Annotated in this window: 11 protein-coding genes; 9 read left to right on the top strand and 2 right to left on the bottom strand. The window is 64.3% G+C overall.

Annotation, left to right across the window (positions count from 1 at the left end; translation table 11 throughout):
* Window positions 1-65 precede the first annotated feature (65 nt).
* The 6 genes from RAM80_RS21700 (at window position 66) to RAM80_RS21675 (ending at window position 6,010) form a co-directional block, all read left to right on the top strand.
* On the top strand, window positions 66-1,076 hold the full coding sequence (locus RAM80_RS21700; protein ID WP_416422476.1) for an ABC transporter permease subunit: 1,011 nt from the start codon (window positions 66-68) through the stop codon (window positions 1,074-1,076).
* A gap of 10 nt (window positions 1,077-1,086) precedes the next feature.
* The gene (locus RAM80_RS21695; protein WP_416422475.1) at window positions 1,087-1,998 is read left to right on the top strand and encodes an ABC transporter permease subunit; all 912 of its coding nucleotides are present in this window, start codon (window positions 1,087-1,089) and stop codon (window positions 1,996-1,998) included.
* Window positions 1,999-2,008: 10 nt separating this feature from the next.
* Window positions 2,009-2,977 carry an ABC transporter ATP-binding protein gene (locus tag RAM80_RS21690; protein WP_416422474.1) on the top strand — a complete coding sequence of 323 codons (969 nt, stop codon included), beginning with the start codon at window positions 2,009-2,011 and terminating at the stop codon, window positions 2,975-2,977.
* Window positions 2,977-3,948 carry a peptide ABC transporter ATP-binding protein gene (locus RAM80_RS21685; RefSeq protein WP_416422473.1) on the top strand — a complete coding sequence of 324 codons (972 nt, stop codon included), beginning with the start codon at window positions 2,977-2,979 and terminating at the stop codon, window positions 3,946-3,948. The genes RAM80_RS21690 and RAM80_RS21685 overlap by 1 nt, the downstream gene beginning before the upstream one ends.
* A gap of 82 nt (window positions 3,949-4,030) precedes the next feature.
* Complete coding sequence (locus RAM80_RS21680; RefSeq protein ID WP_416422472.1) at window positions 4,031-4,825, top strand: helix-turn-helix domain-containing protein; 795 nt, start codon at window positions 4,031-4,033, stop codon at window positions 4,823-4,825.
* Between the two features lie 105 nt (window positions 4,826-4,930).
* On the top strand, window positions 4,931-6,010 hold the full coding sequence (locus tag RAM80_RS21675) for a polyamine ABC transporter substrate-binding protein (protein ID WP_416422471.1): 1,080 nt from the start codon (window positions 4,931-4,933) through the stop codon (window positions 6,008-6,010).
* Between the two features lie 331 nt (window positions 6,011-6,341).
* Here RAM80_RS21675 and RAM80_RS21670 read toward each other — a convergent pair.
* Window positions 6,342-7,873, bottom strand: a protein-coding gene (locus RAM80_RS21670; protein WP_416422263.1) for an IS3 family transposase whose coding sequence is annotated in 2 segments (ribosomal slippage) — window positions 6,342-7,432 and window positions 7,432-7,873 — 1,533 coding nt in all. Because the reading frame shifts where the segments join, the coding sequence is not laid out codon by codon here.
* A gap of 535 nt (window positions 7,874-8,408) precedes the next feature.
* Window positions 8,409-9,290 carry a LysR family transcriptional regulator gene (locus RAM80_RS21665; RefSeq protein ID WP_416422470.1) on the bottom strand — a complete coding sequence of 294 codons (882 nt, stop codon included), beginning with the start codon at window positions 9,288-9,290 and terminating at the stop codon, window positions 8,409-8,411.
* Window positions 9,291-9,411: 121 nt separating this feature from the next.
* Here RAM80_RS21665 and RAM80_RS21660 point away from each other — a divergent pair, with 121 nt between their 5' ends.
* Genes RAM80_RS21660 through catA form a run of 3 tightly spaced genes read left to right on the top strand, consistent with a single transcriptional unit; the run spans window position 9,412 to window position 11,846 of the window.
* Window positions 9,412-10,560 (top strand): muconate cycloisomerase family protein, encoded by a 1,149-nt coding sequence (locus RAM80_RS21660; protein WP_416422469.1) that lies wholly within the window; start codon window positions 9,412-9,414, stop codon window positions 10,558-10,560.
* Window positions 10,561-10,572: 12 nt separating this feature from the next.
* Window positions 10,573-10,863, top strand: coding sequence for a muconolactone Delta-isomerase (gene catC / locus RAM80_RS21655; RefSeq protein ID WP_416422468.1), 291 nt, complete (start codon window positions 10,573-10,575; stop codon window positions 10,861-10,863).
* A 53-nt stretch (window positions 10,864-10,916) separates the two neighbouring features.
* Window positions 10,917-11,846 (top strand): catechol 1,2-dioxygenase, encoded by a 930-nt coding sequence (gene catA / locus RAM80_RS21650; protein WP_416422467.1) that lies wholly within the window; start codon window positions 10,917-10,919, stop codon window positions 11,844-11,846.
* The last annotated feature ends 65 nt before the right edge of the window (window positions 11,847-11,911 follow it).

Here is an 11,911-nt window from a genome sequence, read left to right as displayed (position 1 = left end):
CCGCCCGCACCCCAACCGGGTAGTGGGCGGGAACTGCCTAACCGGCTGACGAGGTACCACTCAAGATGTTTAGTTTTATAGCCCGCCGCGTGGGGTTGTTGATCCCCACCTTCTTCGGCATCACGTTGCTGACATTCGCACTGATACGCCTGATACCGGGCGACCCCGTGGAAGTGATGATGGGCGAACGGCGCGTCGACCCTGAAATGCATGCCCAGGCGATGGAGCGCCTGGGCCTGAACAAACCCCTCTATGCCCAGTACCTGGACTACATCGGCAACCTGGCGCATGGCAACCTGGGCGAATCGCTGCGTACCCGCGAAAGCGTCTGGCACGAATTCCTGCAACTGTTCCCTGCCACCCTGGAGCTGTCGATCGCCGCGCTGATCTTCGCCGGCATCCTCGGGCTGCTGGCGGGGGTGATCGCCGCGCTCAAGCGCGGGTCACTGTTCGACCATGGGGTGATGGGCATCTCCCTGGCCGGCTACTCCATGCCCATCTTCTGGTGGGGCCTGATCCTCATCATGTTCTTCTCGGTGAGCCTGGGCTGGACGCCGGTGTCCGGGCGCATCGACCTGCTGTATGACATCGAGCCCAAGACCGGCTTCATGCTCATCGACACCCTGCTCAGCGACGAGCCGGGCTCGTTCGTCGACGCCCTGCGCCACCTGATCCTGCCGGCCATCGTGCTGGGCACCATCCCGCTGGCGGTGATCGCGCGCATGACCCGCTCGTCCATGCTTGAAGTGCTGCGCGAGGACTACGTGCGCACCGCCCGCGCCAAGGGCCTGTCGCCCGCCCGCGTGGTGTTCGTGCACGGCCTGCGCAACGCGCTGATCCCGGTGCTGACCGTGTTCGGCCTGCAAGTGGGCACCCTGCTGGCCGGCGCCGTGCTGACCGAGACCATCTTCTCGTGGCCAGGCATCGGCAAGTGGCTGATCGAAGCCATCGGCGCCCGCGACTACCCGGTGGTGCAGAACGGCATCCTGTTGATCGCCTGCCTGGTGATCCTGGTCAACTTCGTCGTGGATATCCTCTACGGCCTGGCCAACCCACGCATCCGTCACCAGCGCTGAGGCCCGGACAATGACTACTGAAAACACCGCGGTCACCGTTGACCAAAGCCTGCTGTACCCCTCGCCCTACAAAGAGTTCTGGCAGGCGTTCGCCAAGAACAAGGGCGCCGTCGCCGGCCTGGCGTTCATGCTGCTGATCATCTTCTGCGCGATCTTCGCGCCGTGGGTGGCGCCCCATGACCCCAGTGAGCAGTTCCGCGACGCGCTGCTGACCCCGCCCGTGTGGCTGGCCGGCGGCCAATGGCAATACCTGCTGGGCACCGACGAGCTGGGCCGTGACCTGCTGTCGCGGCTGATCCACGGCTCGCGCCTGTCGCTGCTGATCGGCCTGTCGTCGGTGGTGATGTCGCTGATCCCGGGCATCATCATGGGCCTGCTGGCGGGCTTCTTCCCGCGCATCATGGGCCCCACCATCATGCGCCTGATGGACGTGATGCTGGCCCTGCCCTCGCTGCTGCTGGCCGTGGCCATCGTCGCCATCCTCGGCCCTGGCCTGATCAACACCGTGATCGCCATTGCCGTGGTCTCGCTGCCTTCGTACGTGCGTTTGACCCGCGCCGCAGTGATGGGCGAGCTGAACCGCGACTACGTCACCGCCGCGCGCCTGGCCGGTGCCGGCCTGCTGCGCCTGATGTTCGTCACCGTGCTGCCCAACTGCATGGCGCCGCTGATCGTGCAGGCCACCCTGAGCTTCAGCTCGGCCATCCTCGACGCCGCGGCGCTGGGCTTCCTGGGCCTGGGCGTGCAACCGCCGACCCCCGAGTGGGGCACCATGCTGGCCTCGGCCCGCGACTACATCGAACGTGCCTGGTGGGTGGTGAGCCTGCCTGGCTTGACCATTTTGCTCAGCGTGCTGGCAATCAACCTGATGGGCGACGGGCTGCGCGATGCGCTGGACCCCAAACTCAAGAATGCCGCCTGAGGAAACGACCATGTCACTGTTGCATATCAAGAATCTGAACGTGCGCTTTGGCGATGCCAAGGCCGTGCCGGTGGTCGATGGGCTCGACCTGTCGGTGGACAAGGGTGAAGTGCTGGCGATCGTCGGCGAATCGGGCTCGGGCAAATCCGTGACCATGATGGCGCTGATGGGCCTGATCGATCACCCTGGCATCATCACCGCCGACGCGCTGAATTTCGACGGCCGCGACATGCTCAAGCTCAGCGCGCGCCAACGCCGGCAGGTGGTGGGCAAGGACCTGGCAATGATCTTCCAGGACCCCATGACCGCGCTGAACCCCAGCTACACCGTGGGCTTCCAGATCCAGGAAGTGCTGCGCCAGCACTTGGGCATGAACAACAAGCAGGCGCGCCAGCGTGCCCTTGAACTGCTGAAGAAGGTCGAGATCCCTGGCGCCGAAAGCCGCCTGGACGCCTACCCGCACCAGCTGTCCGGCGGCATGAGCCAGCGCGTGGCCATTGCCATGGCCATCGCCGGCGAGCCGAAACTGCTGATCGCCGACGAACCCACCACCGCCCTGGACGTGACCATCCAGGCGCAGATCATGGAGCTGCTGCTCAACCTGCAGAAAGAGCAGAACATGGCGCTGATCCTGATTACCCACGACCTCGCCGTGGTGGCCGAAACGGCCCAGCGGGTGTGCGTGATGTACGCCGGCCAAGCCGTGGAAGTGGGCCAGGTGCCGCAGCTGTTCGACATTCCCGCGCACCCCTACAGCGAAGCGCTGCTGGCGGCCATTCCCGAGCACAGCGAAGGCGCCGAGCGCCTGGCCACCCTGCCCGGCATCGTCCCCGGCCGCTATGACCGCCCGCAGGGCTGCCTGCTGTCACCACGCTGCCCCTACGCCCAGGACAACTGCCGCACCCAGCGCCCGGCGCTGGACCCCAAGGCCCATAGCCTGGCCCGTTGCTTCTACCCGCTGAACCAGGAGGTGGCTTGATGGCCGTCGTACTTACTGCCCGCGACCTCACCCGTCACTACGAAGTCTCCCGCGGCCTGTTCAAGGGCCATGCCCTGGTGCGCGCCCTCAACGGCGTGTCGTTCGAGCTTGAAGCCGGCAAGACCCTGGCCGTGGTCGGCGAGTCGGGCTGTGGCAAGTCCACCCTGGCCCGCGCGCTGACGCTAATCGAGGAACCGTCCTCGGGCTCGCTGAAAATTGCCGGCCAGGAGGTGCATGGCGCCAGCAAGGCCGAGCGCAAGCAACTGCGCAAGGACGTGCAGATGGTGTTCCAGAGCCCCTACGCCTCGCTCAACCCGCGGCAGAAAATCGGCGACCAGCTGGGCGAACCGCTGCTGATCAACACCAGCCTGAGCAAGGCCGAGCGCCGCGAGAAAGTGCAGGCGATGATGCAGCAGGTGGGCCTGCGCCCCGAGCATTACCAGCGCTACCCGCACATGTTCTCCGGTGGCCAGCGCCAGCGTATCGCCCTGGCCCGCGCCATGATGCTGCAACCCAAGGTGCTGGTGGCGGACGAGCCGACCTCGGCGCTGGACGTGTCGATCCAGGCGCAGGTGCTGAACCTGTTCATGGACCTGCAGCAGCAGTTCAACACCGCCTACGTGTTCATCTCGCACAACCTGGCGGTGGTGCGCCACGTGGCCGATGACGTGCTGGTGATGTACCTGGGCCGCCCGGCGGAAATGGGCCCCAAGGAGGACATCTACAAGCGCCCGCTGCACCCCTACACCCAGGCGCTGCTGTCGGCCACCCCGACCATCAAGCCGGACCCGGCCAAGCCGAAGATCAAGATCGTCGGCGAGCTGCCCAACCCGCTGAACCCGCCGTCGGGCTGCGCCTTCCACAAGCGCTGCCCGTACGCCACCGAGCGCTGCGCCATGGAAATACCGGAGCTGCGCCAGGTTGATACCCGCCAGGTGGCCTGCCACTATGCGGAGCAGTTCCTGAACTGATGCCATGACGCGGCCTGCGGCCGCTGCTACGGGTTCGTAGCAGTGGCCGCAGGCCGCGTCCGCATCCACCACCGGTGCCTGCATGCCAACCGACACCCTCACCACCGTCACCCGCTACCACCTGTGCTGGAAGCACCGCGACCTGGACGGCGTCATGGCGCTGTACCACCCGGCTATCCAGTACCACGATTTCTTCCAGAACCGCACCCTGGCCCTGGCCGAGCTGCGCGACTACGTGCAGGCGAACATGCCGCGCAACGCCGACGAGGCGCTGGAACACAGCGACCGCATCCGCGTGGACGGCGACACCGCCTTCATCCAGTACACCCTGACCCTGCGCGGCGGCGCCCAACTGGTGTCGTTCCACGCCAGTGAAGCCATCACCGTGCGCGACGGGCTGATCTGGCGCATCAACGAATACGCCGCCCTGGTGCGCGAACCCACGGCCGACGCACCACGCCCGGCCACCTCGCGCCTGGGCCTGTCCCCCCGCCAGCTGGGCATCATGGCCGACGACCTGCAGCAGTACTTCGACCAGCGCCAGCCCTACCTGGACCCCGAACTGGACCTGCAGGAAGTGGCCCGCGTGTGCGGCTACAGCCGCAACCAGATGTCCTACCTGCTCAACCAGGTGCTGGGCCAGACCTTCTACGCCTACGTCAACCAGGCGCGCCTCAAGCACCTGCTGCAGGCCCTGGAAACCAACCCCGAGGCGCGCATCGACACCCTGGCCTTCGCCGCCGGGTTCAACTCGCTGTCGGCGTTCTACAAGTGCTTCCGCCAGCACACCGGGCTGTCGCCCACCGCCTACATGAAACAACGCAAGCTTGTTACATCGCCTGCCTGTGTGGGAGCTGGCTTGCCAGCGAGCTTTTAGGGCCCCAACATCTCGCTGGCAAGCCAGCTCCCACAAGGGGGTGATGTGCCATCTGCCGCCAGGTGGCTTATGCTGTACCCGCCCCCACCCGCAAGGCTTGCCCTGATGCTGCGTTCCCTGATTGCCACCTTGCTGCTCGCCACCGGCGCCACCCAGGCGGCCGAGACGGTCAAGATCTACAACTGGTCCGAATACATTGCCCCCGACACCCTCAAGCAGTTCCAGGCCAAGACCGGCATCGTGCCCAGCTACGCGGTGTATGACAGCAACGAGTTGCTGAACAGCAAACTGATGGCGCGCAACTCCGGCTACGACGTGGTGTTCCCCTCCACCCACTTCATGGCCCGCCAGGTACAGGCCAACGCGCTGATGGAACTGGACCGCAGCAAGCTGCCCAACTGGGACAACCTCAACCCGGTGCTGCTCAAGGTGCTGGAGGTCAACGACCCCGGCAACCGCCACGGCTTCCCCTACCTGTGGGGCACCACCGGCATCGGCTACAACATCGACAAGGTCAAGGCCGCCCTGGGCGACAACGCGCCCACCGACTCCTGGGACCTGATCTTCAAGCCGCAAAACCTCGACAAGCTCAAGGCCTGCGGCGTGGCCTTCGTCGACAGCGGCCCGGAGCTGCTGCCCATCACCCTCAACTACCTGGGCCTGCCGCCCCACAGCAAAAAGCCCGAGGACTATGACAAGGCCGAGGCCGCGCTGCTGAAAATCCGCCCCGACGTGGCGTACTTCGACACCGCGAAATACATGGCCGACCTGGCCAGCGGCAAGGTCTGCGTGGTGGTGGGCTATTCCGGCGACGTGCTGCAGGCCGCCACCCAGGCCAAGGCGGCGAAAAACGGCGTGAACATCGGCTACTCGGTGCCCCGCGAAGGCGCGCCGCTGTGGTTCGACATGGTCGCCATGCCCGCCGACGCCCCCGACCCCAAGGCCGCCTACGCCTTCATGAACTACCTGCTGGAGCCCAAGGTCATCGCCGGCATCAGCAACTACGTGCACTACGCCAACGGCAATGAAAAGGCCGATGCCCTGATCGACCCGGTGTTGCGGGGGGATAACAAGGTGTACCCGGACGAGGACATCATGAGCAAGTTGTTCCCGTTGGAGGCGATGCCGGCGGATATCGATGTGATTCGCACGAAAGTAATGACAAAGGTGATCGCGGGGGGCTAAAGCCCCCCACCACAAGCCGCGCCCGAGCCTGTGATCTGCTTGTGATCTGGCCCTTGATCTGGCTCTTGATCTTGATCTTGATCTGGCTTTTGACGTTGATCTTGGCCCCGTAAAGCGCCAGGGCCGACTGGAGGCGTTGATCAAGCGGTCCACGGCGTAGCCGTGGAAGACGGAACCGGAGGCGCTTCTATTCCGGGCCGTCGTCCGCTTGAGCGACGCCGGAGGGAGGGGACCCGTAGCGCAGCGGAGGGCCCAAGCAGGGGCGAGCCCTTTTTGGTGACTTTTTGGGGCGACCGGTACGTGTCAATGTACCTGTCGCCTAATTCCTGCCTCAACTCACGATAGCAACCCCGGCATCAGGCCGCTCCGGGTTCAAATACACCGCCTCGGCAAGCTGCCAATTACGCGTGTTCCGGCTCCACCGAACCGGGTTCCTTTCCCGGGCAGCTGCATACAACCTATCTCGGGCCTCCAGTAATTTGGGGGCCAAGCCTTCGTGACGCTCGTTCGGTGTTACGTACTTCAGGCCGCTATGGCGGTGTTCCTCGTTGTACCATTCAACAAATTTCTGCACCCACAGCCTCGCTTCAAGCAAGCTGTCAAAGGGACGTTCAGGCCATTGCGGGCAGTATTTGGCCGTGCGGAAAAGCGTCTCCGCATAGGCATTGTCATTGCTCACCCGCGGACGGCTGAACGAAGGCTCGACACCTAGTGAAATCATGCTCTCGCGCAGCAACGAGCCCTTCATCACATGGCCGTTGTCCGAGTGCAGCACCAGCGCTCGACCGGCCGTACGCTCGCGTAAACAGCCCTTTTCCAGCAAGACACAGGCATGTTCCGCACATTCGGATTCGTGCACTTCATTGGCCACCAGCTTGCGGCTGTAGATGTCCTTGACCATGTACCAGTAGAAAAAACGACCCTTCACCGTGCTCGGCAACCAGGTGATATCCCAGCACCAGACCTGGTTGGGGCCATCCGCCCGATGCGTGGTCAAGATGCGACGCTTGGGGGCCTTTGCACGGCCGCGTCGCGTGAGCTGGTTGTGCGCTTTCAATACTCGGTAAAACGTCGACTCCGAGGCCAGGTAAATCCCTTCGTCCGCCAGCTTTGGCACAATCTGATGCGGCGTCAGGCTCGAATAACCCGGCTGGTTGGCCGCGTCCATCACAGCCTGGCGCTCGGCTTCGCTGAGCTTGTTCGGCGGCGGTTTGCGCGGGACTGTCTGACGCTTGTCGGCGTCGCTGTGACGCCAACGCTGCACGGTCCGAAGGCACAATCCCAGCTCGTTGCAAGCACGAAACCGGCGTGCGCCGGCGTCGACGGCAGCAGCGATCAATACCAGAGCCTGCATGCGATCGGGGGCGCTGATCAGCCTTCCTTGTCCTTGCCCCAGATCGCATTGGCTTTTTTTCTGAGTTCCAGCAAAGCCTCCGCCTCCTTGCGACCGGCATCAGAGCGCGATAATTGTCGCTCCAACTCCTTGATTCGCCGTGAATCGGCAGTCTGCTTTTTGCTGGGTTGAACATCGAGCGCCGCGTTGGCGTTCTGACAGGCCAGGCGCCATTGCTGGATCTGCTCGGGAAAAATACCCTTGATCCGGCAGTACTGGGAAAGCTCGACCTCGCTCAGCGGCGCGGTCTCCATGACAGCGTTGAACTTGTCAGCGCTGGACCATTGATCGCTGGTCTTGTTGTTTCCAGGAACGATCAACCCTTTATCTCTAGCCATTTGTCTCCAGTTCCTAAGCGACTGTGGAGTGACGCCGATTGCGACGGCGAGCTCTGCCACGGAGCGGTTCAGGGGCGGCATCATTTGCTGAACCGCCCAGTCTCTGAAGTCATTGTCATAACGCTTCGTCATTGCCTTGCACCTTCGCCCCCTTGGATGATTGAGTCAATCAACAAAGGTGACAGGTAGGCTGACACGGGGGGCGACTGCCAAAAAGTTACTCGCCGTAAGGGCGAAACGGTCGGTGGTCGCACCACGAAAATGGATATGTTCGAAATCGCCGAAGCGGGATACAGAATCGGTGAATATATCCATTTTCGCGGGGATACCACCGACCGTTTCGGCCTTACGCCGACTCACTTTTTGTCAAACGCCACAAAAAGTAAGCAAAAAAGGCTTGCCCCTGCTTGGGCCCTCCGCTGCGCTACGGGTCCCCTCCTTCCGGCGTCGCTCAACGGGCAGACGGCACCCGCTATAGAAGCCTGCGGGTTACCGTCTCTTCGGCCTGCGGCCTCGGCCCTTCGGGCAGCCCGTTGATCGACGCCTCCAGTCGGCCCGGGCGCTTTACGGGGCATACAATCAAGATCAAAAGCCAGATCAACAGCAGATCAACAGCAGATCACAAGCCAGATCACAGGCGACCGCAACGGCGCCGGCGGCGCCGGGCTCAACTTCGTAGCTGCGCGATCACCTCCAGGCAATACCCCACCGCCGGCGACACATCCCCCACCCTGCGGCTAAGAATAATCGGCGAGGTCGCATTGGCCTCCGCCAACGGGCTATAGCCAATATCATCCCGATGCAGAATCTGCACCGACTCCGGCACCAGGGTAATGCCAATACCCGCCCCCACCAGGCCGATGGCCGTCTGCAGTTCGTTGGTCCACTGCGCCACCTTGATGCCCAAGCCGTGCGCCGCGAACAGCGCCAGCACGTGGTCGGCATAACTGGGCCGCGGGTTGCCGGGGTACAGCACGAACGGCTCGCGCGCCAGCTGGGCCAGGGTGGCGGTGTGGCCCAACAGCGGGTGGCCGGTGGGCAGCACGGCGATCAGGCGGTCTTCGCGCAGCACGGTCTGGGTAATGGCCGGGTCGTCGATGTGAATGCGGCCGAAGCCGACGTCAATGCGCCCGGCCTTCAGGGCCTCCACCTGCTGCACCGTGGTCATCTCCGACAGGCCCAGCTCCAGTTCGATCGCGGCGTCTTCGCTGCGCAGGCGGCGGATCATCTCCGGCAGCACGCCGTACAACGTCGACGGCGCAAAGCCGATGCCCATCCAGGTCTTCTGGCCCAGGCCGATGCGCCGGGTGTTTTCACACAGGGTATCAAGCTGGTGCAGCAGCGCGCTGCTGTGTTCGAAGAAGTACCGCCCCGCCTCGGTCAGCCGCAGCGGCCGGGCGCGCTCGATCAGGCTGACGCCCAACTCGTCCTCCAGCTGCTGGATCTGCCGGCTCAGCGGCGGCTGGGCGATGTGCAGGCGCTCGGCGGCGCGGGTGAAGTTCAGGGTCTGGGCCAGCACCTGAAAATAGCGGAGATGCCTGAGTTCCACGGCTTACCTCATCAGCGACAATACCTGGCAGGTATCAGACCAGACCAATTCTATATTGGATTGCAAGAAAACGCCGTATCACTATCGGGTCAGACAAGAACATAACCTGACGGGTATCGAAATGAGTCATCCCACGATCGAGTCGCTCGAAACGATCATTGTCGATCTGCCAACCATCCGCCCGCACAAGCTGGCCATGCACACCATGCAGCACCAGACCCTGGTGCTGTTGCGCCTGCGCTGCAGCGACGGCGTGGAAGGCATTGGCGAGGCCACCACCATCGGCGGCCTAAGCTATGGCAACGAAAGCCCCGACAGCATCAAGGTGAACATCGACAGTCACATCACCCCGCTGCTGATCGGTCAGCCCGCCGACAACATCAACGCCGCCATGCAGCGTATCGAGCGCAGCGTGCGTGGCAATACCTTCGCCAAGTCCGGCATTGAAAGCGCGCTGCTCGACGCCCAGGGCAAGCGCCGTGGCCTGGCGGTGAGCGAGCTGCTGGGTGGGCGCCTGCGTGACGGCCTGCCAGTGGCCTGGACCCTGGCCAGCGGCGATACCGCCCGCGATATCGCCGAGGCGGAACAGATGCTCGACGTGCGCCGCCACCGCATCTTCAAGCTGAAGATCGGCGCCGGCGAGGTGAACAAGGACCTGGCCCACGTCATCGCCATCAAGAAGGCCGTGGGCGACCGCGCCAGCGTGCGCGTAGACGTCAACCAGGCCTGGGACGAGGCCGTGGCCCTGCGCGCCTGCCGGGTGCTGGGCGACAACGGCATCGACCTGGTGGAGCAGCCGATTTCGCGCTACAACCAGGTCGGCCTGGCCCGCCTGAGCGCCAGCAGCCCGATCCCGATCATGGCTGACGAAGCCATCGAATCGGTGGAAGATGCCTACAACCTGGCCCGCCTGGGCGCCGGCACCATCTTCGCGCTGAAAATCGCCAAGACCGGCGGCCCCCGCGCGGCCCTGCGCGCCGCCGCCATCGCCGACGCCGCGGGCATTGGCCTGTACGGCGGCACCATGCTCGAAGGCGGCATCGGCACCCTGGCCTCGGCGCACGCGTTCATCACCCTGCCGAAGATGGCCTGGGATACAGAACTGTTCGGCCCACTGCTGCTGACCGAAGACATCCTCGCCACCCCACCGGTGTACAAGGACTTCCAGCTGCACGTGCCCAGCACCCCGGGCCTGGGCCTGGAACTCGACGAAGAGCGCGTGGCCTTCTTCCGCCGCGACAAAGCCACCAAGGCCTACAGCCACAGCTGAGAGAGAACTGCCATGCTGTTCCACGTAAAGATGACCGTGAACCTGCCCCTCGACATGGACCCGGCCAAGGCCACGCGCCTGAAGGCCGACGAGAAGGAGCTGGCCCAGCGCCTGCAACAGGAAGGCACATGGCGCCACCTGTGGCGCATCGCCGGGGCCTACGCCAACTACAGCGTGTTCGACGTGGCCAGCGTGCAAGAGCTGCACGACACGCTGATGCAGCTGCCGCTGTTCCCCTACATGACCATCGAGGTGGACGCCATGTGCCGCCACCCTTCCTCGATCCACGAAGACGACCGCTGATAGGCGCCTGCCCCTGGCGCGCTGACTAATAAATATAAGATGAGGCCACACCCATGACTGTCAACATCTCGCAGACCGAACCGGTACAGCAGTTCCTGAAAGAAGCCAGCGGCGTGTTCAACGACGCCGGCAACCCACGGGTGAAAACCCTGATCCACCGCATGCTCAAGGACTCGGTGAAAATCATCGAGGACCTGGAGGTCACCCCGGAAGAGTTCTGGGCCGCGGTGAACTACCTCAACGTGCTGGGCGCGCGCCAGGAGGCCGGGCTGGTGGTGGCCGGCCTGGGCCTGGAACACTACATGGACCTGCAGCTGGATGCCCAGGACGAGGCCGCCGGCCAGTTGGGCGGCACCCCGCGCACCATCGAAGGCCCACTGTACGTGGCCGGCGCGCCGCTGAGCCAGTACGAGGCGCGGCTGGACGACGGTAGCGACCCGGGCACCGTGCTGTTCATGCAGGGCCAGGTGAAAGACGTCGACGGCCAGCCGGTGCCCGGCGCCATCGTCGATGTGTGGCAGGCCAACACCGGCGGCACCTATTCGTATTTCGACCCGTCGCAGAGCGAGTTCAACCTGCGCCGCCGCATCCAGGCCGACGGCCAGGGCCGCTATCGTTTCCGCAGCATCGTGCCCTCGGGCTACGGCTGCCCGCCCGACGGCCCCACCCAGCAACTGCTCGACCAGCTGGGCCGCCATGGCCAGCGGCCGGCGCACATCCACTTCTTCATCTCGGCACCGGGCCATCGCCACCTGACCACGCAGATCAACCTGGCCGGCGACAAATACCTGTACGACGATTTCGCCTACGCCACCCGCGACGAATTGGTGGCCGAGATCCGCTTCAGTGAAGATCAGGTGCAGGCGCAGAAACATGGGGTGAGCGGCCGGTTCGCCGAGATCGACTTCGACTTCACCCTGCAGGCCAGCGAAGTGCCGAAGGCGCAGCAGCGCGGCGAGCGCGTGCGCGCGTTGGAGGATTGACGCACACACCGTAGGAGCCGACCTTGGTCGCGATGCAGGCACTGCGGTGTGCCAGGCGGGGCCTC

The sequence above is a fragment of the Pseudomonas sp. App30 genome (assembly GCF_047947025.1).
Lineage (GTDB): Bacteria > Pseudomonadota > Gammaproteobacteria > Pseudomonadales > Pseudomonadaceae > Aquipseudomonas.
Note: the sequence above shows the minus strand (reverse complement) of the source record. Positions and strands in the feature narration are given on the sequence as shown.